At 62.2% G+C, this 23722-nt stretch carries 22 protein-coding genes and 1 tRNA gene; 1 reads left to right on the forward strand and 22 read right to left on the reverse strand.

Annotated elements, in window-relative coordinates; genetic code table 11:
- Positions 1-14: 14 nt before the first annotated feature.
- The 19 genes from nuoL to BGI01S_RS18790 all read right to left on the reverse strand — a co-directional run bounded on the left by nuoL (position 15) and on the right by BGI01S_RS18790 (position 19316).
- On the reverse strand, positions 15-2093 hold the full coding sequence (gene nuoL / locus BGI01S_RS18700; RefSeq protein ID WP_042327486.1) for an NADH-quinone oxidoreductase subunit L: 2079 nt from the start codon (positions 2091-2093) through the stop codon (positions 15-17).
- A gap of 17 nt (positions 2094-2110) precedes the next feature.
- The gene (gene nuoK, locus BGI01S_RS18705; protein WP_013339863.1) at positions 2111-2416 is read right to left on the reverse strand and encodes an NADH-quinone oxidoreductase subunit NuoK; all 306 of its coding nucleotides are present in this window, start codon (positions 2414-2416) and stop codon (positions 2111-2113) included.
- 20 nt (positions 2417-2436) lie between these two features.
- Positions 2437-3123, reverse strand: a complete 687-nt coding sequence (locus tag BGI01S_RS18710; protein WP_042327487.1) for an NADH-quinone oxidoreductase subunit J — start codon at positions 3121-3123, stop codon at positions 2437-2439.
- Between the two features lie 214 nt (positions 3124-3337).
- Positions 3338-3826 carry an NADH-quinone oxidoreductase subunit NuoI gene (nuoI, locus tag BGI01S_RS18715; protein ID WP_012432383.1) on the reverse strand — a complete coding sequence of 163 codons (489 nt, stop codon included), beginning with the start codon at positions 3824-3826 and terminating at the stop codon, positions 3338-3340.
- Between the two features lie 15 nt (positions 3827-3841).
- The gene (gene nuoH / locus BGI01S_RS18720; protein ID WP_042327488.1) at positions 3842-4906 is read right to left on the reverse strand and encodes an NADH-quinone oxidoreductase subunit NuoH; all 1065 of its coding nucleotides are present in this window, start codon (positions 4904-4906) and stop codon (positions 3842-3844) included.
- Positions 4907-7240 carry an NADH-quinone oxidoreductase subunit NuoG gene (gene nuoG / locus BGI01S_RS18725; RefSeq protein ID WP_042327489.1) on the reverse strand — a complete coding sequence of 778 codons (2334 nt, stop codon included), beginning with the start codon at positions 7238-7240 and terminating at the stop codon, positions 4907-4909.
- 128 nt (positions 7241-7368) lie between these two features.
- The gene (nuoF, locus tag BGI01S_RS18730; protein WP_042327490.1) at positions 7369-8697 is read right to left on the reverse strand and encodes an NADH-quinone oxidoreductase subunit NuoF; all 1329 of its coding nucleotides are present in this window, start codon (positions 8695-8697) and stop codon (positions 7369-7371) included.
- Positions 8694-9179 (reverse strand): NADH-quinone oxidoreductase subunit NuoE, encoded by a 486-nt coding sequence (gene nuoE / locus BGI01S_RS18735; protein WP_042327491.1) that lies wholly within the window; start codon positions 9177-9179, stop codon positions 8694-8696. The genes nuoF and nuoE overlap by 4 nt, the downstream gene beginning before the upstream one ends.
- Before the next feature lie 131 nt (positions 9180-9310).
- Entirely contained in the window at positions 9311-10564 is a 1254-nt protein-coding gene (locus BGI01S_RS18740; protein WP_042327492.1) for an NADH-quinone oxidoreductase subunit D, read from the reverse strand.
- 9 nt (positions 10565-10573) lie between these two features.
- The gene (locus BGI01S_RS18745; protein ID WP_042327493.1) at positions 10574-11176 is read right to left on the reverse strand and encodes an NADH-quinone oxidoreductase subunit C; all 603 of its coding nucleotides are present in this window, start codon (positions 11174-11176) and stop codon (positions 10574-10576) included.
- Between the two features lie 22 nt (positions 11177-11198).
- Positions 11199-11678, reverse strand: coding sequence for a NuoB/complex I 20 kDa subunit family protein (locus BGI01S_RS18750; protein WP_006052903.1), 480 nt, complete (start codon positions 11676-11678; stop codon positions 11199-11201).
- 63 nt (positions 11679-11741) lie between these two features.
- Entirely contained in the window at positions 11742-12101 is a 360-nt protein-coding gene (locus BGI01S_RS18755) for an NADH-quinone oxidoreductase subunit A (protein ID WP_007175615.1), read from the reverse strand.
- A 162-nt stretch (positions 12102-12263) separates the two neighbouring features.
- Positions 12264-12348: transfer RNA gene (locus tag BGI01S_RS18760), tRNA-Leu, on the reverse strand.
- Positions 12349-12461: 113 nt separating this feature from the next.
- On the reverse strand, positions 12462-12848 hold the full coding sequence (gene secG / locus BGI01S_RS18765) for a preprotein translocase subunit SecG (protein WP_042327494.1): 387 nt from the start codon (positions 12846-12848) through the stop codon (positions 12462-12464).
- Positions 12849-12930: 82 nt separating this feature from the next.
- A complete protein-coding gene (gene tpiA, locus BGI01S_RS18770) occupies positions 12931-13713 on the reverse strand; it encodes a triose-phosphate isomerase (RefSeq protein ID WP_042327495.1) in 783 nt (260 codons plus the stop codon).
- A 121-nt stretch (positions 13714-13834) separates the two neighbouring features.
- On the reverse strand, positions 13835-14851 hold the full coding sequence (locus BGI01S_RS18775; RefSeq protein WP_042327739.1) for an NAD(P)H-quinone oxidoreductase: 1017 nt from the start codon (positions 14849-14851) through the stop codon (positions 13835-13837).
- Between the two features lie 205 nt (positions 14852-15056).
- Entirely contained in the window at positions 15057-17192 is a 2136-nt protein-coding gene (gene pnp, locus BGI01S_RS18780) for a polyribonucleotide nucleotidyltransferase (protein WP_084585421.1), read from the reverse strand.
- A 362-nt stretch (positions 17193-17554) separates the two neighbouring features.
- Positions 17555-17827, reverse strand: coding sequence for a 30S ribosomal protein S15 (gene rpsO, locus BGI01S_RS18785; RefSeq protein WP_042327498.1), 273 nt, complete (start codon positions 17825-17827; stop codon positions 17555-17557).
- A 205-nt stretch (positions 17828-18032) separates the two neighbouring features.
- Positions 18033-19316 carry a branched-chain amino acid ABC transporter substrate-binding protein gene (locus BGI01S_RS18790; protein ID WP_408638615.1) on the reverse strand — a complete coding sequence of 428 codons (1284 nt, stop codon included), beginning with the start codon at positions 19314-19316 and terminating at the stop codon, positions 18033-18035.
- Between the two features lie 237 nt (positions 19317-19553).
- Here BGI01S_RS18790 and BGI01S_RS18795 point away from each other — a divergent pair, with 237 nt between their 5' ends.
- Complete coding sequence (locus BGI01S_RS18795; protein WP_042327500.1) at positions 19554-20105, forward strand: hypothetical protein; 552 nt, start codon at positions 19554-19556, stop codon at positions 20103-20105.
- A 114-nt stretch (positions 20106-20219) separates the two neighbouring features.
- Here BGI01S_RS18795 and BGI01S_RS18800 read toward each other — a convergent pair whose 3' ends face one another.
- The 3 genes from BGI01S_RS18800 to BGI01S_RS18810 all read right to left on the reverse strand — a co-directional run bounded on the left by BGI01S_RS18800 (position 20220) and on the right by BGI01S_RS18810 (position 23638).
- Complete coding sequence (locus BGI01S_RS18800) at positions 20220-21767, reverse strand: 2-isopropylmalate synthase (protein WP_042327501.1); 1548 nt, start codon at positions 21765-21767, stop codon at positions 20220-20222.
- A gap of 339 nt (positions 21768-22106) precedes the next feature.
- The gene (gene pssA, locus BGI01S_RS18805; RefSeq protein ID WP_042327502.1) at positions 22107-22976 is read right to left on the reverse strand and encodes a CDP-diacylglycerol--serine O-phosphatidyltransferase; all 870 of its coding nucleotides are present in this window, start codon (positions 22974-22976) and stop codon (positions 22107-22109) included.
- A 23-nt stretch (positions 22977-22999) separates the two neighbouring features.
- Positions 23000-23638 (reverse strand): phosphatidylserine decarboxylase, encoded by a 639-nt coding sequence (locus tag BGI01S_RS18810; RefSeq protein WP_042327503.1) that lies wholly within the window; start codon positions 23636-23638, stop codon positions 23000-23002.
- Positions 23639-23722 lie beyond the last annotated feature (84 nt).

Here is a 23722-nt window from a genome sequence, read left to right on the forward strand (position 1 = left end):
TAGTGTCCCTCGCCTTATTTGCCGCCGAGCGTTACAAACAGGGTCAGGAGCCCCAACATGCCGATAATCATGGCAAACGCATAGTGGTAGATGTAGCCGGATTGGAGGAAGCGGATCACGCCGGCGAACCAGCCGATAAAGCGTGCGCTGCCGTTGACGATGCCGTCGATCACGACGACGTCCCCTTCCTTCCAGAGACCACGGCCAATTGCCACGGCGCCCCGCGCAAACACGACTTCGTTGATCTTGTCCATGTAGTACTTGTTATCGAGCAACGTGTAGATCGGGCCGAACGCGCGCTTGATGACAGCCGGCAGATCCGGACGGACCAGATACAGGAACCATGCGACCACCACGCCCGCAAGCGCCAGCCACACCGGCAGACCCGACACCGAGTGCAGCCCCATCGACGCCCAGCCGCGGAATTCCTCGGCCATCTCGTGCACCGCCGGATGGTTTTCGCCGATGTAGATCACCTTGTCGAACGCCACGCCATGCTGGAAGAAGTCGCCGAACAGCATCGGACCGACGCCGATCGCGCCAATCACCACCGACGGAATCGCCAGCAGCACGAGCGGCAGCCACACCACCCACGGCGTTTCGTGCGGCTCGTGAGCGTGGTCGTCGTGACCGTGGCCATGCGCGTCGTGGCCGTGCTCATGGCCATGAGCGTCATGCGCATGCGCGGCCGCTTCGATGCCCATCGGCGATTCCGGATGCTTCGGATCGCGGAAGCGCTCCTTGCCGTGGAACACCAGGAAGTACATACGGAACGAATACAGCGCAGTGACGAACACGCTCGCCACCACCGCGAAATACGCGAAACCCGAACCCGGCAGATGCGACAGCTTCACTGCGTCAATGATCGAGTCTTTCGAGTAGAAGCCCGAGAAGAACGGCGTACCGATCAACGCCAGCGAACCGACCAGCGACGTGATCCACGTGATCGGCATGTACTTGCGCAGACCGCCCATGTTGCGGATGTCCTGATCGTGGTGCATGCCGATGATCACCGAACCCGCGCCGAGGAACAGCAGCGCCTTGAAGAACGCGTGCGTCATCAGGTGGAACACGGCGACGGAGTAAGCCGACGCGCCGAGCGCGACCGTCATGTAACCGAGCTGCGACAGCGTGGAATACGCGACCACACGTTTGATGTCGTTCTGGATGATCCCCAGGAAACCCATGAACAGCGCGGTGATCGCGCCAATGATCATCACGAACGACAGCGCCGTATCCGACAGTTCGAACAGCGGCGACATGCGCGTGACCATGAAGATACCGGCCGTCACCATGGTTGCCGCGTGAATCAGCGCGGAGATCGGCGTCGGGCCTTCCATCGAATCCGGCAGCCACACGTGCAGCGGGAACTGCGCCGACTTACCCATCGCGCCGATGAAGAGGCAGATACAAGCGACCGTCAGCAGACCCCAGTCCGTACCCGGGAACGTCAACGCAGCGAGTTCGGTGCGCTTCGCGAACACGTCGCCGTAGTTCATCGAACCGGCGAACGCGAACAGCAGACCGATACCCAGCAGGAAGCCGAAGTCGCCGATGCGGTTCACGATGAACGCCTTCATGTTCGCGTAGATCGCGGTCGGGCGCGTGAAGTAGAAACCGATCAGCAGGTACGACACCAAGCCTACCGCTTCCCAGCCGAAGAACAGTTGCAGGAAGTTGTTGCTCATCACGAGCATCAACATCGAGAACGTGAACAGCGAGATGTACGAGAAGAAGCGCTGGTAGCCGTCGTCGTCGGCCATGTAGCCGATCGTGTAGACGTGCACCATCAGCGACACGAAGGTCACCACGCACATCATCATCGCGGTCAGCGAGTCGACCAGGAAGCCGACTTCGAACTGCGTCTTGCCGATCGCCATCCACTGGTAGACGGTCGCGTTGAAGCTCGCGCCGTCCAGCACCTGGAAAAATACGACGGCCGAGAGGATGAACGAGATCGCGACGCCGAGGATCGTGACCGAATGCGCACCGGCTCGCCCTACCGCCTTCCCGAACAGTCCTGCAACCAGGGAACCGGCGAGCGGTGCCAGCGGGATTGCCAACAGCAGGTTTTCATTGAGTATCGTGGACATAACCGCTTTTCCTGAAATTAACCTTTGAGCTGATCGAGATCCTCGACATTGATCGTGTCGAGGCTACGGAACAGGGTCACCAGAATTGCGAGGCCGATCGCCGCTTCCGCCGCTGCAACCGTCAGCACGAAGAAGACGAAGATCTGGCCATGCACGTCGCCGAGGTAGTGCGAGAACGCGACGAAATTGGTGTTCACCGCGAGCAGCATCAGTTCGATCGCCATCAGGATGATGATGACGTTGCGGCGGTTCAGGAAAATGCCGACGACGCTGATCGCAAACAGGATCGCGCCGAGCACAAGGTAATGAGCAAGGGTCAACATGATTTCTATCTCCTGTCCGCTCAGCTGTTCTTGGCAGAGGCCTGCTCGGCCGCTGCCGCCGCTGCGGCGGCTTCTTCTGCCGCGACGGTTGCCGCGGTTTTTTCCGACGCCATCTTCACGACGCGCACACGGTCCTGCGCACGCACCTTGACCTGCTGACTGACGTTCTGGCGCTTGCTGTCTTTCTTGTGGCTCGTGGTCAGCGCGATTGCCGCGATGATTGCCACCAGCAGCACGAGGCCGGCGATTTCGAACGCGAAGATGTAGTCGGTGTAGATGACCTTGCCGATCAGGCGGGTGTTCGACCAGTCGCCCATGCCGTTCGCGGCCGCCGCCGTGTCACGCAGCGCGGTGCTCGTCGCGCCGTAACCGTGCCACAGGATCAGCGCGGTTTCGATCACGATGATCGCGCCCACCAGCGTGGCCATCGGCACGAAGCGTTTGAAGTCCTTGCGCAGCACGTCGAGATTGATGTCCAGCATCATCACGACGAACAGGAACAGCACCATCACCGCGCCGACGTAGACCAGCACCAGCAGGATCGCGAGGAACTCGGCCTCCAGCAGCATCCAGATCGCCGCTGCGTTGAAGAACGCCAGCACCAGAAACAGTGCGGACGACACCGGGTTGCGCGAGGTGATCACCTTCAGCCCCGAGACAACCAGGAGCAGCGCGAAGATGTAGAACAGTACGGTCGTGAATTCCATGATTACCGGTTCATCGTTAGGCCATCGTCAGGCATTGTTCTTTGGCACGCGTGCTTGGCAAAAGCGGAAGACCGCCAGAACCGCCACACAGGTGCGCCGTGCCGCGGCGTTCGGGCCGCGGCGCTCGGCCCGACAACAGGCCGTGTTACTGCTTTGGGTGCCGCCTCTACTGCTGCGTTTCCCGCTGCGTTTATTGCATCAGCCGGGAAGCGCTTCAACGATACGGTGCGTCGGCTGCCTTGTTCGCAGCGATCTCTGCTTCGTAGCGATCGCCGACGGCCAGCAGCATGTCTTTCGTGAAGTACAGATCGCCACGCTTTTCACCGTGATACTCGAGAATGTGCGTCTCGACGATCGAATCGACCGGGCAGCTTTCTTCGCAGAAGCCGCAGAAGATGCACTTGGTCAGGTCGATGTCGTAGCGCGTCGTGCGACGGGTGTTGTCCGCACGCGTTTCCGATTCGATCGTGATCGCGAGCGCCGGGCACACCGCCTCGCACAGCTTGCATGCGATGCAGCGCTCTTCGCCGTTCTCATAGCGGCGCAGCGCATGCAGACCGCGGAAACGCGGCGAGATCGGGGTCTTCTCTTCCGGAAACTGCACGGTCACCTTGCGCTGGAACGTATAACGTCCGGTCAGCGCGAGGCCCTTGAGCAGTTCCGTCAGGAAGAAGGTCTTGAAAAAGTTTTGGATTGCGGTCATGGGTTCATCCGCCCTTTATTTCCAGATATTCAACGGCGACATGATCCAGAAGCCGACCACCACTAGCCACACCACGCAGACCGGAATGAAGACTTTCCAGCCCAGACGCATGATCTGGTCATAGCGATAGCGCGGGAATGTGGCACGCGCCCAGATGAACACCGACAGCAGGAAGAAAACCTTGAGGACGAGCCAGAAGATGCCCGGGATAAACGACAGAAACCCGAACGGGGCGCTCCAGCCACCAAGGAACAGTGTTGCAGCCAACGCCGAGATCACGATCATGTTGATGTACTCGGCGAGGAAGAACAGCGCGAACGCCATACCCGAGTAATCGATCATGTGGCCCGCGACGATTTCCGACTCGCCTTCCACCACGTCGAACGGGTGACGGTTCGTTTCAGCGATGCCCGAGATGAAGTACACGACGAACATCGGCAACAGCGGCAGCCAGTTCCACGACAGGAAGTTCAGGCCGTGCGACGCGAAGAAGCCGTGTTCTTGCGAACCGACGATGCCCGACAGGTTCAGCGTGCCGGCCGTCATCAGCACGACGACGAGCGCGAAGCCCATCGAGATTTCGTACGAGACCATCTGCGCCGCAGCGCGCATCGCGCCGAGGAACGCGTACTTCGAGTTCGACGCCCAGCCGGCCAGAATCACGCCGTACACGCCGATCGACGAGATGGCCATCGCGTACAGCAGACCCGCGTTGATGTCGCCGAGCACCGCGCCCGCCTGGAACGGAATCACCGCCCAGACCGCAAAGGCCGGTACCACCACCATGATCGGCGCGATCAGGTAAATCCAGCGGCTCGCCTGCGCCGGCTGAATCACTTCCTTCAGCAGCAGCTTCAGCACGTCGGCGATCGGCTGCAAAAGACCTGCGGGGCCGACGCGGTTCGGGCCGAGACGCACGTGCATCCAGCCAATCAGCTTACGCTCCCAGAGAATCAGGTAAGCGACGCACAGCAGGATCACGACGGCTACCACCAGGATGCGCACCAGCGCCCACACCGTGGGCCATGCCACACCGAGAAGCTGGGTGCCGCCCGAGTTGATCGTATCGAACAAGCTCATTTACGCCTTCTCCACCAGCAGTTCACCGAACAGGCTGCCCAGCGCTGCACCGGCAGGCGTAGCCGCCGATACGCGGACGACCGTCTCCGCAAGATTCGCGTCGCGCACGGCCGGCAACTGCACCGATTGCTCGCCCTGGCGCACGCGCACTGCGTCGCCTTCCTTCAAACCCAGTTTGTCGAACAGCGCGGCCGGCAAGCCGACCGAGTTCGCCGCGCGTGCCGCCGCGGTGAGGTGCAGCGAATCCGCGCGACGCACCATCGCGTCGGCGTGGTAGATCGGCACGTTGGCGATGCGCTCGAACTTGCCTTCCGCCGCTTTCGCCGTCTTGCCGCGTGCGACCGCCACGCCCGTCTTGTTCGACAGACGCGACGTGAGTTCGCCGTCGCCGAGAGCGGCCACGCGAACTTCTTCCGCCGTGTCGAATTCGAAACCCGGCGCGCCGAGCAGGCTGCCCAGCACGCGCAACACCTTCCATGCCGGACGCGTGTCGCCCAGCGGACGCACGACACCGTTGAACGTCTGCACCGTACCTTCGGCGTTGACGAACGTACCGGCTGTTTCCGTGAACGGTGCGATCGGCAGCAGCACGTCCGCGTATTCGGCGCCGATCTGGAACGGCGACATCACCACGACCATTTCGGCTTGCTTCAGCGCGGCCAGAGCCTGCGCCGGATTGACCGTGTCGAATTCCGGCTCGAGGTTGAGCAGCACATAACCCTTGCGCGGTTGCTCGAATACTTCGCGCGCATTCAGACCACCCTCGCCCGGCAGTGCGTTCACGAGATGCGCGCCAACCGTGTTGGCCGCTTCCGTGAGGAAGCCGAGCGTTGCACCGGTTGCGTCCGCGATCCACTGCGCAGCGGCGTGAATGACCGCGAAGTCCGGATGACGAATCGCGCCGTTGCCGAGCAGCACGAGGCGGCGCTCACCGGTAGCGAGCGACTTCGCCACCTGCTTGTTGGCGTCCGTAGGCGACGTGCCGGCGAACGCTTCCGGCAATGCGACGCCGTTGGCTTCCGAAATTGCACCGGCGATACCGGCCAGCGCGTCGAGCCATGCCGACGGCGCCGCGACCACGCGTTGTGCTTGCGGAATCAATGCGTCGTCGCCGGTCGCTTGCACGAGCGTGAGCTTCGCGCCGTTCTTCGCCGCCTGGCGCAGACGCGCTGCAAACAGCGGATGATCGCGACGCAGGTCCGAACCGATCACCAGTGCGGAGTCGACGTTCGACAGATCGGCGATGCTCGTACCCAGCCACGGCGCACCGTTGACCGGCGAGGAGAAATCCGACTGGCGCAGACGGAAGTCGACGTTCGGCGTGCCGACCGCTTGCGCGAGCTGCTTCAACAGGAACAGTTCTTCGACGGTGCTGTGGGCGCTACCGAGCGCGGCCAGCGCGTTCGCGCCGTGGTCGCCCTTGATGCCCTTCAGCCCCTTGACAACGTACTCGAGCGCGGTCTGCCAGTCGGTCTCGACCCACTTGCCGCCTTGCTTGAGCATCGGCTGCGTCAGACGCTCAGGACTGTTCAGCGCTTCATACGAGAAGCGGTCCTTGTCCGAGATCCAGCATTCGTTGATGGATTCGTTTTCGAACGGCAGAACCCGCATCACGCGATTGTTCTTCACTTGCACCACGAGATTCGCGCCGACGGAATCGTGCGGGCTCACCGACTTGCGGCGCGACAGTTCCCACGTGCGGGCACTGTAGCGGAACGGCTTGCTGGTCAGCGCACCCACCGGGCACAGGTCGATCATGTTGCCCGACAGTTCGGAGTCGACCGTCTTGCCGACAAACGACGTGATTTCCGAATGCTCGCCGCGGCCCAGCATGCCGAGTTCCATCACGCCGGCCACTTCCTGGCCGAAACGGACGCAACGCGTGCAGTGGATGCAACGCGACATCTCTTCCATCGAGATCAGCGGGCCGACGTTCTTGTGGAACACCACGCGCTTTTCTTCGCTATAGCGCGACGCCGACTTGCCGTAGCCCACGGCCAGATCCTGCAACTGGCACTCGCCGCCCTGGTCGCAGATCGGGCAATCCAACGGGTGGTTGATCAGCAGAAATTCCATCACGGCTTGCTGGCCCTTCACGGCCTTGTCCGACTTGGTGCGCACGATCATGCCCGCCGACACCGGCGTCGCGCATGCGGGCACGGCCTTCGGCATCTTCTCGACATCGACCAGACACATCCGGCAGTTGGCCGCAATCGACAGCTTCTTGTGATAGCAGAAGTGAGGAATGTACGTGTCGACCTTATGCGCAGCCTGGATCACCATGCTGCCTTCAGGCACCTCTACTTTCTTGCCGTCTATTTCAAGTTCAACCATGATGGTCAATCTTCCTTAACCTGTTACCGCTCAATCGTTCGCCTGTTCATCGCCCGTGTCAGGCGATGAATCCCGCGGTTGACGTGTTCGTCTGGTGGTTATCTGGTGAGCCAGCCCAGCTGGCCAACTCAAGCGGCCACTGTTTCCGTCGCCGCCGCCGCGCCGGCGTGACCGCCAACGAGACAATGCTTATGGGCGACGTGATATTCGAATTCGTCCCAGTAGTGCTTGAGCATGCCGCGAACCGGCATGGCCGCTGCATCGCCGAGCGCACAAATCGTGCGGCCCATGATGTTTTCGGCGACCGAGTTCAACAGATCCAGATCTTCCGGACGCCCGAGCCCATGCTCGATACGATGGACGACGCGGTACAGCCAGCCCGTGCCTTCACGGCAAGGCGTGCATTGACCGCACGACTCTTCGTAATAGAAATACGACAGGCGCAGCAGCGAACGCACCATGCAGCGCGTCTCGTCCATCACGATGACCGCGCCCGAGCCGAGCATCGAGCCAGCCTTGGCGATCGAGTCGTAATCCATGTCGGTCTGCATCATCATCTCGCCCGGAATCACCGGCGCCGATGAACCGCCAGGAATCACGGCCTTGATCTTCTTGCCGCCGCGGATGCCGCCGGCGAGTTCCATCAGCGTGGCGAACGGTGTGCCGAGCGGAATTTCATAGTTGCCCGGACGCTCGACGTCGCCCGACACCGAGAAAATCTTCGTGCCGCCGTTGTTCGGCTTGCCGATTTCGAGGTAATTCTGCGGACCGATCGCGAGCAGGAATGGCACTGCGGCGAACGTCTCGGTGTTGTTGATCGTGGTCGGCTTGCCGTACACGCCGAAGCTCGCCGGGAACGGCGGCTTGAAGCGCGGCTGGCCTTTCTTGCCTTCCAGCGATTCGAGCAGCGCGGTTTCTTCGCCGCAGATGTAGGCGCCGTAACCGTGATGCGCATGCAGTTCGAACGAGAAGCCCGAACCCATGATGTTTTCGCCAAGGAATCCGGCGCGGCGAGCTTCGTCCAACGCCTGTTCAAAGCGCCGATAGACTTCGAAGATTTCGCCGTGGATATAGTTGTAGCCGACCGTAATGCCCATCGCGTACGCGCCGATGGCCATGCCTTCAATCAGCGAGTGCGGATTGAAGCGCAGGATGTCGCGGTCCTTGAACGTGCCCGGTTCGCCCTCGTCCGAATTGCAAACGAGGTACTTCTGCCCCGGGAACTGACGCGGCATGAAGCTCCACTTCAGACCAGTCGGGAAGCCCGCACCGCCACGGCCGCGCAGACCCGACGCCTTGACGTCGGCGATCACCTGCTCGGGCGGAATCTTTTCTTCCAGAATGCGGCGCAGCTGGGCGTAACCGCCGCGCGCCACATAGTCTTCGAGATGCCAATTGTCGCCGTTCAGGCCGGCGAGAATCAGCGGTTTGATGTGACGATCGTGTAAAGACGTCATTTCGAAAGTTCCTCGAGCAGCTGGTCGATCTTCGCGCGGCTCATGAAGCTGCACATGCGATGGTTGTTCACCAGCATCACCGGCGCGTCGCCGCACGACCCCATACACTCACCTTCTTTCAAGGTGAACTTGCCGTCGGGCGTGGTTTCGCCGAAGTCGATGCCGAGCTTCTGCTTCAGGTATTCAGCGGCGCTGTCGGAACCGCCGTCCGGGCCGAGCTGGCACGGCAGGTTCGTGCAGAGCGTGATCTTGTGCTTGCCGACCGGCGAGGTCTCGTACATCGTGTAGAAGGTAGCCACCTCCTGCACGGCGACCGCCGGCATGCCGAGATAGTCCGCGACGAACTGCATGAGTTCGGGCGACAGCCAGCCATGCTCTTCCTGAGCAACGGCCAACGCCGACATCACGGCGGACTGTTTCTGATCGGCGGGATACTTCGCGATCGCACGATCGATTTCTTTCAGGCCTTCAGCTGAGATCATTTTCAGACACGACTCTTTCAATTCCTACCGAACGAAAACCCGTCGCTCACATCATGCTGCGACAGACCCGGCGTTCCTTTGCTTGACGCGCGCTTCGGTGCAATCTGAAGACACGCGCCGATGAATACGTCCTAGCGATCCACTTCGCCGAACACGATGTCCTGCGTGCCGATGATCGTCACGGCGTCGGCGATCATGTGACCACGCGCCATTTCGTCCAGCGAGGACAGGTGCGCGTAGCCCGGCGCGCGGATCTTCAGGCGATACGGCTTGTTGGCGCCGTCCGAGATCAGATAGATGCCGAACTCGCCCTTCGGATGCTCGACCGCCGCGTACGCTTCGCCTTCCGGAACATGGAAGCCTTCCGTGAAGAGCTTGAAGTGGTGAATCAACTCTTCCATGTTCGACTTCATGCCGACGCGCGACGGCGGCGCAACCTTGTGATTGTCGATCATCACCGGGCCCGGATTCTTGCGCAGCCACTCAATGCACTGTTTCACGATCCGCGTGGATTGGCGCATTTCTTCGACACGCACCAGATAGCGGTCATAGCAGTCACCGTTCACGCCGACCGGGATGTCGAAATCGAGCTTGTCGTAGACCTCGTACGGCTGCTTCTTGCGCAGATCCCACTCGATACCCGAGCCGCGCAGCATCGCGCCGGTCATACCGAGTTGCAGCGCGCGTTCCGGACTGACCACGCCGATACCGACCAGGCGTTGCTTCCAGATCCGGTTGTCGGTGAGCAACGTCTCGTATTCGTCGACGCACTTCGGAAAACGCGTGAAGAAGTCGTCGATGAAGTCGAGCAGCGAACCCTGGCGGTTCTCGTTCATCTTCGACAAGGCCTTCGCATTGCGAATCTTCGAAGCCTTGTATTGCGGCATCGCGTCCGGCAGATCGCGATAGACGCCACCCGGACGATAGTAGGCCGCGTGCATCCGTGCGCCGGATACCGCTTCGTACACATCCATCAGATCTTCGCGTTCGCGGAACGCATACAGGAACACCGCCATTGCACCGACGTCGAGCGCGTGTGCGCCGATCCACATCAGGTGGTTCAGCACGCGCGTGACTTCGTCGAACATCACGCGGATATATTGCGCACGCACCGGCACGTCGATGCCGAGCAGCTTCTCGATCGCCATCACGTAGCCGTGCTCGTTGACCATCATCGACACGTAGTCGAGACGGTCCATGTACGGCACGGACTGGATGAACGTCTTGGTTTCAGCGAGCTTTTCAGTCGCGCGATGCAGCAGACCGATGTGCGGATCGGCGCGCTGGATGACTTCGCCGTCGAGTTCGAGCACGAGGCGCAGCACACCGTGTGCTGCCGGATGCTGAGGGCCGAAGTTGAGCGTGTAATTCTTGATCTCTGCCATGGCGTTCTCTTAGTGTTTCAGACCGCCATAGCGATCCTCGCGGATCACGCGCGGCGTGATTTCCCGCGGCTCGATCGTCACAGGCTGATAGACGACGCGCTTCTCTTCCGGGTCGTAACGCATTTCGACGTAGCCGGAGACAGGGAAATCTTTACGGAACGGGTGACCAATGAAGCCGTAGTCGGTCAGGATGCGGCGCAGGTCCGGGTGGCCTTCGAAGACGATGCCGTACAGGTCGAATGCTTCGCGCTCGTACCAGTTGACCGAATTCCAGATTTCGACGACGGACGGCAGGATCGGCACTTCGTCGTCCGGCGCGAACACGCGCAAACGCAGGCGCCAGTTGTTCTGCACCGACAACAAATGCAGAACGGCCGCGAAACGCGGGCCGTCGTAAGCGCCGTCAGCGTAGGTCTGATAGTCGACACCGCACAGATCGACGCATTGCTCGAAACCGAGCGAACGGTCGTCGCGCAGACGCGTTGCCACGTCGAGGTAGTCGCTTGCCTTCACGACGATCGTCAATTCACCGATTGCCTCGGTGGTGCTCAGCAGGAGGCCGCCAAAGGCCGCCTCGAGGTTCGCTTTCAGGGTCTCGAGTTTGCTTGCCATATTGTGGGGGGAGGCGTTGGCCTTATTGACGGGCGATGGTGTTGGTGCGGCGAATCTTGGCCTGCAACTGGATCACGCCGTACACCAGCGCTTCCGCGGTGGGCGGGCAACCCGGCACATAGACGTCGACCGGCACGATCCGGTCGCAGCCGCGCACTACCGAATACGAGTAGTGGTAGTAGCCGCCGCCGTTCGCGCATGAGCCCATCGAAATCACCCAGCGCGGCTCGGCCATCTGGTCGTAGACCTTGCGCAAAGCGGGCGCCATCTTGTTGCACAGCGTGCCGGCGACGATCATCACGTCCGACTGACGCGGACTCGGACGAAACACCACGCCGAAGCGGTCGAGGTCATAACGGGCAGCGCCCGCATGCATCATCTCGACTGCACAGCACGCAAGACCGAACGTCATCGGCCACAACGAGCCGGTGCGCGTCCAGTTGATCAGTTTGTCTGCCGTGGTGGTGACAAACCCTTCCTTCAAGACCCCTTCGATACTCATTTGCTTTCCACTCCAGACGGGGCGGCAAGCCTTGGCCACCCACGCAAACCGGCGATTAATCCATCATTCCCAGTCGAGGCCGCCTTTCTTCCAGATATAGGCAAAGCCCAGCAGGAATTCGAGCAGGAAAATCATCATTGCCATGAAGCCGGGCCAGCCGATGTCGCGCAGGGCCACACCCCACGGGAACAGGAACGCGGTTTCAAGGTCGAAAATGATGAAGAGAATGGCGACGAGGTAGTAGCGCACATCGAACTTCATGCGCGCATCTTCGAATGCTTCGAAGCCGCACTCGTACGGTGCGTTTTTCTCGGTATCGGGCTTGTTGGGACCAAGAATCTTGCCGATACTGACCAGCGCTACGCCTAAACCGGTGCCTACAATGAGGAACAACAAGACGGGGAAATAGGCTGCGAGGTTCAAGACTATCCTCAATCGGTTGGTTCTGAGTGCCGCCAAGAGCATAGCACTCCTGACGCGAAATCACTTCCGAAACGCACATGCCGCAAGCCCAACGCAAGCCGTGCCCTGAAAGTGAAAATGCCAGCCGAAGCGAAGCAAGCGGCTGGCATTTAGATAACATTTTGGTGCCGACGGCGAGACTCGAACTCGCACAGCTTTCGCCACTACCCCCTCAAGATAGCGTGTCTACCAATTTCACCACGTCGGCACTGCATGCAATCCGGGAAAACAACTTATAAAACCCGCGAATCGCTTCAAGACTTGAATTGTAACTTGTTTAAACAGATTGTTCAACGCACAAAATGCACTTCGAACGAAAATTTATTTCGGTACATCCGTTGCCGGCACAGACGCAGGCGATGCCGGCAACGCAGCCGAACCAGCGACCGGTGCGGACGCAGCGGGAGTCGCAGTCGGTGCGGCCGGCGCAGTCGCCGCCGCGCCCAGCAAGCCTGCCGACGGCTTCGACCGATACGCGCCGAGGTAAGTGAGCGTCAGCGTCGTCACAAAAAACACAGCGGCGAGCACCGCCGTCGTACGAGACAAAAAGTTGGCCGAACCGGTCGCGCCGAACAGGCTGCCCGACGCGCCGCTACCGAAAGCAGCGCCCATATCGGCGCCTTTGCCGTGTTGCAGCAAGACAAGGCCGATGACCCCGAGAGCCGACAACAGCTGAACGACGATAATCAATGTTTTCAAATACAGCATCACACTCACCTGAGTCTTTATTTAACCGCGCCACACACGGTGTGTTTCGCGGGATGGGGCCATCCTCAACGAGGCGCCCTGCTTAACCGGCGACGCTGGTTGCGGCCGCCGCCTTGCAGATCGCCAGAAAATCCTGGTCCTTCAACGACGCGCCGCCGATCAGGCCGCCGTCGATGTCCGGTTGGCGGAACAACTCTTCCGCGTTTTCCGGCTTCACGCTGCCGCCGTACAACAGCGGCACATCCGCGACCGCCGCACCCTTGGCCGCCAGACGTGAACGCAGGAACGCATGAACCGCCTGCGCCTGCTTCGAGCTCGCGCTCTTGCCGGTGCCGATCGCCCAAACCGGTTCGTACGCGACGACCAGACGCGCCGCCTCTTGCACCGACAGTTTCGCCAGCACCTCATCCAGTTGCGAGCCGACCACCTGCTCGGTCGAACCGGCTTCGCGCTCTTCGAGCGTTTCACCCACGCAGACGATCGGCGTCAAACCCGCTTCGAGCGCACGCTGCGTTTTCACCGCGACCAGCTCGGCGCTTTCTCGATGATAGGCGCGGCGCTCCGAGTGCCCGACGATGGCGAGCGTCGCGCCGAAATCCGTCACCATCGGCGCAGCCACTTCGCCGGTATAGGCGCCATGCGTGAACGCGGAAACGTCCTGCACGCCCCACACGACCCGACTGCCTTCCAGCAACGATTGCGTCTGCGCGAGATACGGACCCGGCACACACACGCCGACGCGCACGTCGGCCGGCAGTTCGCCCGACCCTTGCGCCACGACCTGCAACAGCGCGGCATTTGCGGCGAGACGCCCGTGCATCTTCCAGTTACCGACTACCAGTTTGGCTCGTTGTTGTTTCGACATCGTCTCGTCTAGTCTTGGCGGCGGACTTTGTTTGCGCTGACAGTCCGCCTTTCGGATTCATTCGGCGTGCGCAAAACGCGCAATTTTACTGCGTGGGGTGGATCGGGTCAAACCGACCGTGTCAAGCGCTCTGCCCCCAAGCCAGCACGATCTTGCCGACGTGCGTGCTACTCTCCATCAGCGCATGCGCGTCGGCGGCCTGCGTGGCCGGAAACACGCGGTGCACGACGGGCTTGATGCGCCCCGCTTCGAGCAGCGGCCACACCTGCTCTTTCAGTTGCGCGGCAATCTTCGCCTTGAATTCGATCGGGCGCGGGCGCAGCGTCGAACCGGTCACGGTCAACCGGCGGCGCAGCACTTCGTTCAGATTCAGCTCCGCCTTCGCGCCGCCCAGCAACGCGATCACGACGATGCGACCGCCATCAGCCAGCGCCGTAAGTTCGCGCGGCACGTAGCTGCCCGCCACCATGTCGAGGACCACGTCGACGCCACGGTCGTTAGTCAGCGATTTGATTACCTCGACGAAATCTTCCGTCTTGTAGTTGATCGCGCGCTCGGCGCCCAACGCCTCGCACGCGCGGCACTTTTCATCCGAGCCGGCGGTGGCGAACACGCGAAAACCGAGCGCATGCGCAATCTGGATCGCCGTCACGCCGATGCCGCTCGATCCGCCCTGCACTAGCAGCGTTTCGTTCGGCGCGCCTTCACCCTTGCCGAGTTGCGCGCGGTCGAACACGTTGCTCCACACCGTGAAGAAGGTTTCGGGCAGCGAAGCCGCTTCGACATCCGACAAACCCGCCGGCACCGGCAGACATTGCAGCAGCGGCGCCGCCGCGTATTCCGCGTAGCCGCCGCCGGCGAGCAACGCGCACACGCGATCGCCGATCTTCAGACCGAACGGATTGTTCTTCTCGTCGATCGTCCCACCGACGATCTCGCCCGCCACCTCCAGCCCCGGCAGGTCCGACGCGCCCGGCGGCGGCGCGTAGCCGCCCTTGCGCTGGAACACATCCGGACGGTTGATACCGGATGCCGCCACCTTGATCAGCACCTCGCCCGCTTTCAACTGCGGCGTAGGCCGCTCGGCCAGCTTCAGGACGTCCGGCGCACCGAATTCGGTGATTTCGATCGCTTTCATCTGCGTCAACTCCAAGATTGGATTGCGTTGCCTACCCATTGCCCGCCGCGAGGACACGAGTCGCCCGACCTCCGGCGAAGCGCGCCATGTCAACAGAGTAGCCGCTTGTCTCCGTTGTAGGTGTGCGCAACGCAATCCACCCTGCACCCTGCATGAAAAACGGCCGGCGCGCATTCGCGCTGCCGGCCGTTACCCCGCTACCGCATTACTGCGGCGTCGGTTCGCCTTGCGGCGCATCGTTCAGCAACGCCTTGGCCGACAAACGCACGCGGCCCTTCTCGTCCGTCTGGATGACCTTGACCTTCACCTGCTGGCCGTCCTTCAGGTAGTCGTTGATGTCCTTGATACGCTCGTTGGCGATTTCGGAGATATGCAACAGACCGTCCTTGCCCGGCAGGATGTTCACGATCGCGCCGAAATCGAGCAGCTTGAGCACGGTGCCTTCGTACACCTGACCCACTTCGACTTCCAGCGTGATGTTCTCGATACGCTTCTTCGCTTCGGCCATCCCTTCGCTGCTCGTGCTTGCGATGGTGACGACGCCGTCGTCCGAAATATCGATCGTCGTGCCGGTTTCTTCCGTCAGCGCGCGGATCACCGAACCACCCTTGCCGATCACGTCACGGATCTTTTCCGGGTTGATCTTGATGGTGATCATGCGCGGTGCGAACTCCGACAATTGCGTGTTCGCGCCCGACACCGCCGAGGTCATCTTGCCAAGGATGTGCATACGGCCTTCCTTCGCTTGCGCGAGGGCGACCTGCATGATTTCCTTGGTGATGCCCTGGATCTTGATGTCCATCTGCAGCGCGGTTACGCCTTGTTCCGTACCGGCAACCTTGAAGTCCATGTCGCCGAGGTGATCTTCGTCGCCGAGGATGTCGGTCAGCACGGCAAAACGGTTGCCTTCGAGGATCAGGCCCATCGCGATACCCGCGACGTGCGCCTTCATCGGCACGCCGGCGTCCATCAGCGCGAGGCAGCCGCCGCACACCGAAGCCATCGACGACGAACCGTTCGATTCGGTGATTTCCGACACGACGCGAATCGAGTAGCCGAATTCGTCGGCGCTCGGCAGGCACGCGGCCAGCGCGCGTTTGGCCAGGCGACCATGACCGATTTCACGGCGCTTCGGCGAACCGACGCGGCCCGTTTCGCCGGTCGCGAACGGAGGCATGTTGTAGTGGAGCATGAAACGTTCGCGGTACTCGCCTTCGAGCGCGTCGATGTTCTGCTCGTCGCCCTTCGTGCCGAGCGTCGCCACCACCAGCGCCTGCGTTTCGCCACGCGTGAACAGTGCCGAACCGTGCGTACGCGGCAGCACGCCGGTACGGATTTCGATCGGGCGCACGGTGCGCGTGTCGCGGCCGTCGATACGCGGCTCGCCGTTCAGGATCTGCGTGCGGACGATCTTCGCTTCGATGTCGAACAGCACGTTGCCGACGGTTGCCTTGTCGGCCGCCGGGGTGCCGCTTGCCGCTGCGTCTTCTTCCAGCTTCGCCGACGTCGCTGCGTAGACTTCCTTCAGCTTGGCCGAACGCGCCTGCTTGTCGCGAATCTGGTAAGCCGCGAGCAGGTCGGCTTGCGCCAGTTCCGTCACGCGCGCGATCAGCGGCTCGTTCTTCGCCGCCGGTTGCCAATCCCATTCCGGCTTGCCGCCTTCGCGGACCAGATCGTGGATCGCGTCGATCGCGATCTGCATCTGCTCATGGCCGAACACCACGCCGCCGAGCATCACTTCTTCGCTCAGTTGCTGCGCTTCCGATTCCACCATCAGCACCGCGCGTTCCGTACCGGCGACGATCAGGTCGAGCGCCGATTCCTTCATTTGCGGACGCGTCGGGTTCAACACGTATTCGTTGTTGATGTAGGCCACGCGTGCTGCGCCGACCGGGCCGTTGAACGGCAGACCGGACACGGCGAGCGCCGCCGACGCGCCGATCAGCGCGGGAATGTCGGCGGGGATTTCCGGGTTCAGCGACAGGACGTGGATCACGACCTGGACTTCGTTGTAGAAGCCTTCCGGGAACAGCGGGCGCAGCGGTCGATCGATCAGGCGCGAGGTCAGCGTTTCGCCTTCCGACGGACGGCCTTCGCGGCGGAAGAAGCCACCCGGGATCTTGCCGGCGGCGTAGGTCTTTTCGAGGTAGTCGACCGTCAGCGGGAAGAAGTCCTGGCCCGGCTTGGCGGTCTTTGCGCCGACCACGGTTGCCAGCACGACGGTGTCTTCGACGTCGACGATCACCGCACCGCTCGCCTGACGAGCGACTTCGCCGGTTTCGAGGCGAACGTTATGTTGTCCCCACTTGAACTCTTTGACGATCTTATTGAACATAGTCATTGCTTTTCCTCATCGTTATGCCGCGCGGACCAGAAGCGGCGCGGCAACGCCAGACCGGCGCCGCATGGGAAGAGTAGTGTTATGCCATTCCAGAGAACCACGCCCTACGTCGAGTACGCGCGCGAACCGCTGGAATGACACAAAGCTCCGCCCTGAGGCCCGGCCGTGTTTCTTTCTGCTACCTGCTCTACTGCTTTGTTACTGACTTGCTTACCGCAAGTACTGCTCTTTCCCGCACCCGCCGCATGAACCGACACGCGCTGCGGGTCCAGGCGATGCGCGTCACATGAAGCGCATCGTGCAAAAACAAAATGCCTGTATCAGCGGAACTGACACAGGCATCTTGCTGAACGACTGGCCGATTACTTACGCAGACCCAGCTTCTCGATCAGGCTGCGGTAACGATCCGCGTCCTTGCTCTTCAGGTAGTCGAGCAGCTTACGACGGCGGCTCACCATGCGCAGCAGACCGCGGCGGCTGTGGTGATCTTTCGTGTGTGCCTTGAAGTGAACGGTCAGTTCGTTGATGCGGGTCGTGAGCAGCGCGACCTGAACTTCGGGGGAGCCGGTGTCGTTGGCTGCGCGTGCGAATTGCGCAACGACTTCGGACTTCTTGCTTGTTTCAACTGCGGACATGTCGATTTCCTTAAGAACTGGACAGGCGGTCACGGAAGAAAGGCCGTGCCGTGGATTACCCCGTGTGTATGACAGGATCACACCCCTGCCTCACAACGGGACGCGTATTGTAGCACAGGCCAATCTGGCCGCGAACCCCGCCGTGCCGGGGCGAATCGTGCGCGGCACGCGGCCTCGCGACGCACGCCACGGCGCGTGAGCGGGCTCAAGGCCGCCGCATCCTGCAGACGGTCGGCGCAATGGTGCGCTCGGGCGACAACGCCAGCACCGTGCGAAAGCCGTAGCCGGAGCCTTCGTTGTCGAAGCGTACGCCCGGGGTGCCGGCTTTATCCATCTCCATCACGTAAAGGGGCTGAATCAGCTGATGGTCGTCGGCGCGCATCCACGATGCGTGAAAACCGTTGTCGACGCGCAGCCCCTCCAGCGCGCGGGCGACGGCGGTCGGGTCGGCGCTGCCGGCGCGATTCATCGCTGCGGCGAGGGTTTCGATCATCAACGGCATGCGCAGGACCGGGTAGTCGTCGTGCGCGGCGGGGAAACGGGCGCGGAACGCCGCATACCACGCGTCGGAAGCAGCGCCGCCCGCGTTCGGATGCCAGTCGGCGACCGCGATTACATGGCCAACGCCGGCGTCGCCCAACGCGGCCGGCGCGCCGAGGCTGTTGCCGTAGAACGTGTAGAACTTCGTGTCCAGCCCCTGCTCGCGCGCCGCCTTGACGAGCAGCGTCAGGTCGTTGCCCCAGTTGCCGGTGATCACCGCGTCCGCACCGCTCGCGCGGATCTTCGCGATATAGGGCGCGAAATCCTTCACGCGGCCGATCGGATGAAACTCGTCGCCGACCACCGCGATATCCGGGCGCTTCGACGCCAGCGTCGAACGCGCGAGGCTGCTGACGTCGTGGCCGAAGCTGTAATCCTGGTTTAGCAAATAGACCTTCTTTACCGCCCTGTCACGCTGGATCACGTCGGCCAGCGCATCCATACGCATGCCCGCGTGCGCGTCGAAGCGGAAGTGCCAGAAGCTGCAGCCGGCGTTGGTGAGCGCGGGGTCGTCGGCGGAATAGTTGAGGAACAGCGCGCGGTTGTCGGGCTCACGGCTGTTCTGCTTGTCGATTGCGCCGATCAGGGCGGCGGCCACCGCCGAACTATTGCCCTGCATTACGTAGCCGATATGGCGGTCGGCAGCCGCGCGCAGTTGCGTAAGCGCCTCTTCGGTGCTGCCCTTGCTGTCCAGCACGACCAGTTCGAACGGGTGCGCGCCATCGGCGAGCTTCACGCCGCCGTGCGCGTTCGCCTGCTCCACCCCGAAGCGCAGATTGCGCTCGACCGCCGCGCCCGCGTTCGCGAACGGGCCAGACATGCCTTCAATCAGCGCGAGCCGGATCGGCGCGCCGGCGGGCTTCGCGGCCGTATTCGCGACGGGATTCGCGCCGGCATTCGCCCCTGAGCTCGCCGCCGGCTGGCCCACCGCATAAGCCGCCGCGGCCATCGAAATCGCTGCCAGCGCCGCTGCCGCCGCCCGTTGCCACATCGCCATCGTCATCGTCCCGCCTGAATCGTCGAAGCGCGGATCATAGGACGTACCGGACGGAATACGCAAGCGGCCGCAGCCGTTACCGTACCAGGCGCGCGGCCAGTGCGAAGCACAGATCTTTTGCCCCAGCGCGTGTCAAAATGATGCGTCTCGATGATAAAAACCGCTACTCAAATGCCATCGGAGGAACCCATGTTGAACCGCCACCACTCCACGGCGGCCTCGACCGCAGCGCCGGCTGCCGGACGTCTGCGCCGCGCGGCGCTGGTCTGCCTGAGCGCGTTGGCGCTGGCCGGCTGCGCGCAGCCCTGGCAGCAATACCAGCAAGGCGCGGACGAATCCACGATCGTCGCGCGCCTCGGGCCGCCGCGCGAAGTCTACGACCTGCCCAACGGCGGCCGGCGTTTGATGTGGCCGACCCAGCCGATGGGCGAAACCACCACCGCCGCCGATATCGACGCAGCCGGCAAGATCGTCACCGTGCGGCAGGTGCTGCAACCCAACGAGTTCTATCGCGCCGAAATCGGCAAATGGACCAAGAGCGACGTGCTGGTGAATTTCGGCCGCCCGGTCGAAACCGCGTACTTCCCGCTGATGAAGCGCGAAGTCTGGACCTACCGCTACCTGGAAGACAACGTCTGGTACATGATGTACAGCTTCTATTTCGACGAACAGGGCATCGTGCGGCTCACGCAGAAAACACCTGACCCGTTACACGATCCGGATCGCCGTTCGTTGTTCTGAGCGTGCGCCCGAACGCGCGGCAAAACAAAAGCCCCGTGCCTGCAAAGACACGGGGCTTTTTCGTTTTCGCAACCCACGCTCACGCGCTCACCTTCAAAGCGCGTTAAGCCCGCATCACTCCGAGCGCTGCGGATTGAGCTTGTCGGCGTTCGAAAACAGCTTGTTCAGCGCCGAGATATAAGCCTTCGCGGAAGCCGCGACGATATCCGGATCGGTGCCCACGCCATTGACGATGCGCCCGCTCTTCGACAGCCGCACGGTCACCTCGCCCTGCGCCTGTGTGCCGGTCGTGATCGCGTTGACCGAGTACAACAGCAGCTCCGAACCGCTGCCCACTTCGGTTTCGATCGCGTTGAGCGTCGCGTCGACCGGGCCGTTGCCGCGCGCTTCGCCGGTGATTTCCTTGCCTTCCACCGAGAACACGACCTTCGCGTGCGGCTGCTCGCCGGTCTCCGAATGCTGCGACAGCGCGACGAATTTGTAGTGCTCCCGCTCCTGCGCTTCAGCCGATTCCTCGGTGACGATCGCGATGATGTCCTCGTCGAAGATCTCGGACTTGCGGTCGGCCAGTTCCTTGAAGCGCGCGAACGCGGTGTTCAGTTCCGCTTCGCTGTCGAGCGCGATGCCGAGTTCCTGCAAGCGCTGCTTGAACGCATTGCGGCCCGACAACTTGCCGAGCACGATCTTGTTCGCGCTCCAGCCCACGTCTTCGGCGCGCATGATTTCGTAGGTGTCACGGGCCTTCAGCACGCCGTCCTGATGGATGCCCGACGCATGCGCGAACGCATTCGCGCCGACCACCGCCTTGTTCGGCTGCACGACGAAACCGGTGATCTGCGACACCAGCTTCGACGCCGGCACGATCTGCGTCGTGTCGAGCCCGATATCCAGCCCGAAGTAATCCTTGCGGGTCTTCACCGCCATCACGATTTCTTCGAGCGACGTGTTGCCCGCGCGCTCGCCGAGACCGTTGATCGTGCACTCGACCTGACGCGCGCCGCCGATCTGCACACCGGCCAGCGAGTTCGCCACCGCCATGCCCAGGTCGTTATGGCAATGCACCGAGAACACCGCCTTGTGCGAGTTCGGAATGCGTTCGCGCAGCGTCTTCACGAGCTGGCCGTACAGTTCCGGCACGCCATAGCCGACCGTGTCCGCGATGTTGATCGTGGTCGCGCCTTCGGCGATCACCGCTTCGAGCACGCGACACAGGAACTCCATGTCCGAGCGACTGCCGTCTTCCGGCGAGAACTCGACGTCGTCCGTGAACTTGCGCGCGAAACGCACCGCCAGCTTCGCCTGCTCGAACACCTGGTCCGGCGTCATGCGCAGCTTCTTTTCCATGTGCAGCGGCGACGTCGCAATGAACGTGTGGATGCGGAAATGATCGGCCGGCTTGAGCGCATCGGCGGCGCGCTGGATGTCCTTGTCGTTCGCGCGGGCGAGCGAACAGATCGTGCTGTCCTTGATCAGCCCCGCGATCGTTTGAATCGCGTCGAAGTCGCCATTCGAGCTTGCCGCGAAGCCGGCTTCGATCACGTCCACCTTCATCCGTTCGAGTTGCTTGGCGATACGGATTTTTTCTTCCTTCGTCATCGACGCGCCGGGCGATTGCTCACCGTCGCGCAACGTGGTGTCGAATATGATCAGTTTGTCGGACATATCGAGGCTCCTCGGGAGTCGTTCAGATGTGGGGATTGGGTATTGGAGTTCGGGTGTTTGCGCCACCGCTGGCGACGCTCGACCGCGAACGAGGCAGGCGGAGGGCAAAACGATCGGCGGCGATTGGCGTGGCCGTTGCGCCGCTTGTCGAGGCTCGCATCGCGGCTCGGAAGCGAACGTGAACGCAGTGATCCGACGACTATAGCGGCATTCCCGCCACCACGCAATTAGCGTCGGACCTGCCGTCGACGCGCCGCCGGAGGGGCTTGCGCAAAAGAAAACGGCAGCCCGAAGGCCGCCGCTTTTTCATGTTGCCATCGGGACGAAACCCGCGCGCCGCTATCTGTCGTGCGCCACCGAACGGGCCGGATTCGCCCTGCCCCGCAACGCCTGATAGCCCCAGAACACGTAGCCGGACAGACCGTACAACACGAACAGGCCGAACAGCATCAACGGCGGATCGGACGACACCAGCACGAACGCGACCACCACCAGCAGGATCACGCCGAACGGCACGCGATGCCGCACGTCGAGCGCCTTGCCGCTGTAGAACGGCGCATTCGACACCATCGTCACGCCCGCATAAATGGTCAGCACGAACGCGACCCATGGCAGCCAGACCAGCTTGAGCGGCACGCGGTTGTCGGTGGCGAGCCACACGAAGCCGGCGATCAGTGCCGCCGCAGCCGGGCTCGGCATGCCCTGGAAGAAGCGCTTGTCGACCACGCCGATGTTCGTGTTGAAGCGCGCGAGCCGCAACGCCGCGCCCGAGCAGTAGACGAACGCCGCAAGCCAGCCCCAACGGCCGAGGTCCTTCAGAATCCACTCGTACATCACGAGCGCGGGCGCAACGCCGAACGACACCATGTCCGACAGGCTGTCGAACTGCTCGCCGAACGCGCTTTGCGTATGCGTCATGCGTGCGACCCGGCCGTCCATGCCGTCGAGCACCATCGCCACGAAGATCGCGATGGCCGCGATTTCGAAGCGCACGTTCATCGCCTGCACGACGGCGAAGAAACCGCAGAACAGCGCCGCCGTGGTGAAGGCGTTCGGCAGCAGATAGATGCCGCGCTTTCTCAGGAACTGCTGACGCTGCGCGCGCCGGCTCTCGACGACCGGCGAGTCCGCCACGATCGGCTTGTTGCGGCGAAACGGTCGCGGCAGCGGTCCGCTGTTACGGGGTCGACGCGGTTTGAATGCGGCCATTCGGAAGCCTCCTATGTGCCGCTTTAGAGTTCAGCGAGGATCGTGGACGACGCGGACACCTTCTCGCCGATCGACACACGCGGACGGCTGCCCACCGGCAGATACACGTCGACGCGCGAGCCGAAGCGGATGAACCCATAACGCTGGCCACGGGTGAGCGGCTCGCCTGCACGTACATAGCAAAGAATGCGCCGCGCGATCAAACCGGCGATCTGCACCGACGTCACCGTCTGGCCGCCAGCCATTTCGATCACCACCGCATTGCGCTCGTTTTCCGTCGACGCCTTGTCCACCGCGGCATTCAGATACGCGCCAGGGAAGTATTCGACCTTGGAGATCGCGCCATCCACCGGCGAACGTTGCGAGTGGACGTTGAAGACGTTCATGAACACGCTGATCTTCAGCGCTTCACGGTTCGCGTACGGATCGTGAGCGGTTTCGACTGCGACGATGCGGCCATCGGCCGGGCACAGCACGGCGTTTGCCTGCGTGGGAATCGGGCGGGCAGGATCGCGGAAGAACTGCACGATGAAGATCAGGATCAGCCAGAACAGCCATGCAATGCCGAACCCCGCGAAGGCATGAACCAGTAGTGCAACGACGGCCGCGATGGCGATGAACGGCCAGCCTTCTCGCGCGATGATCGGATGTGGGTAATTCATGGATGGCTTCTGTGTTTTTGTAAAACCGTAGGATAGCAAAAGCCGCCCAGGGTTCAGCACCCTTGGACGGCTTTTTGATTTGCC

Source organism: Paraburkholderia ginsengisoli NBRC 100965 (assembly GCF_000739735.1).
GTDB classification, from domain to species: Bacteria; Pseudomonadota; Gammaproteobacteria; order Burkholderiales; family Burkholderiaceae; genus Paraburkholderia; species Paraburkholderia ginsengisoli.

What these genes read in the sequence shown, in the direction of transcription:
- nuoL (WP_042327486.1), bottom strand. Translation starts at nt 2,093, where the DNA reads ATGTCCACGATACTCAATGAAAACCTGCTGTTGGCAATCCCGCTGGCA.
- nuoK (WP_013339863.1), bottom strand. Translation starts at nt 2,416, where the DNA reads ATGTTGACCCTTGCTCATTACCTTGTGCTCGGCGCGATCCTGTTTGCG.
- BGI01S_RS18710 (WP_042327487.1), bottom strand. Translation starts at nt 3,123, where the DNA reads ATGGAATTCACGACCGTACTGTTCTACATCTTCGCGCTGCTCCTGGTT.
- nuoI (WP_012432383.1), bottom strand. Translation starts at nt 3,826, where the DNA reads ATGACCGCAATCCAAAACTTTTTCAAGACCTTCTTCCTGACGGAACTG.
- nuoH (WP_042327488.1), bottom strand. Translation starts at nt 4,906, where the DNA reads ATGAGCTTGTTCGATACGATCAACTCGGGCGGCACCCAGCTTCTCGGT.
- nuoG (WP_042327489.1), bottom strand. Translation starts at nt 7,240, where the DNA reads ATGGTTGAACTTGAAATAGACGGCAAGAAAGTAGAGGTGCCTGAAGGC.
- nuoF (WP_042327490.1), bottom strand. Translation starts at nt 8,697, where the DNA reads ATGACGTCTTTACACGATCGTCACATCAAACCGCTGATTCTCGCCGGC.
- nuoE (WP_042327491.1), bottom strand. Translation starts at nt 9,179, where the DNA reads ATGATCTCAGCTGAAGGCCTGAAAGAAATCGATCGTGCGATCGCGAAG.
- BGI01S_RS18740 (WP_042327492.1), bottom strand. Translation starts at nt 10,564, where the DNA reads ATGGCAGAGATCAAGAATTACACGCTCAACTTCGGCCCTCAGCATCCG.
- BGI01S_RS18745 (WP_042327493.1), bottom strand. Translation starts at nt 11,176, where the DNA reads ATGGCAAGCAAACTCGAGACCCTGAAAGCGAACCTCGAGGCGGCCTTT.
- BGI01S_RS18750 (WP_006052903.1), bottom strand. Translation starts at nt 11,678, where the DNA reads ATGAGTATCGAAGGGGTCTTGAAGGAAGGGTTTGTCACCACCACGGCA.
- secG (WP_042327494.1), bottom strand. Translation starts at nt 12,848, where the DNA reads ATGCTGTATTTGAAAACATTGATTATCGTCGTTCAGCTGTTGTCGGCT.
- tpiA (WP_042327495.1), bottom strand. Translation starts at nt 13,713, where the DNA reads ATGTCGAAACAACAACGAGCCAAACTGGTAGTCGGTAACTGGAAGATG.
- BGI01S_RS18775 (WP_042327739.1), bottom strand. Translation starts at nt 14,851, where the DNA reads ATGAAAGCGATCGAAATCACCGAATTCGGTGCGCCGGACGTCCTGAAG.
- pnp (WP_084585421.1), bottom strand. Translation starts at nt 17,192, where the DNA reads ATGACTATGTTCAATAAGATCGTCAAAGAGTTCAAGTGGGGACAACAT.
- rpsO (WP_042327498.1), bottom strand. Translation starts at nt 17,827, where the DNA reads ATGTCCGCAGTTGAAACAAGCAAGAAGTCCGAAGTCGTTGCGCAATTC.
- BGI01S_RS18790 (WP_408638615.1), bottom strand. Translation starts at nt 19,316, where the DNA reads ATGGCCGCGGCGGCTTATGCGGTGGGCCAGCCGGCGGCGAGCTCAGGG.
- BGI01S_RS18795 (WP_042327500.1), top strand. Translation starts at nt 19,554, where the DNA reads ATGTTGAACCGCCACCACTCCACGGCGGCCTCGACCGCAGCGCCGGCT.
- BGI01S_RS18800 (WP_042327501.1), bottom strand. Translation starts at nt 21,767, where the DNA reads ATGTCCGACAAACTGATCATATTCGACACCACGTTGCGCGACGGTGAG.
- pssA (WP_042327502.1), bottom strand. Translation starts at nt 22,976, where the DNA reads ATGGCCGCATTCAAACCGCGTCGACCCCGTAACAGCGGACCGCTGCCG.
- BGI01S_RS18810 (WP_042327503.1), bottom strand. Translation starts at nt 23,638, where the DNA reads ATGAATTACCCACATCCGATCATCGCGCGAGAAGGCTGGCCGTTCATC.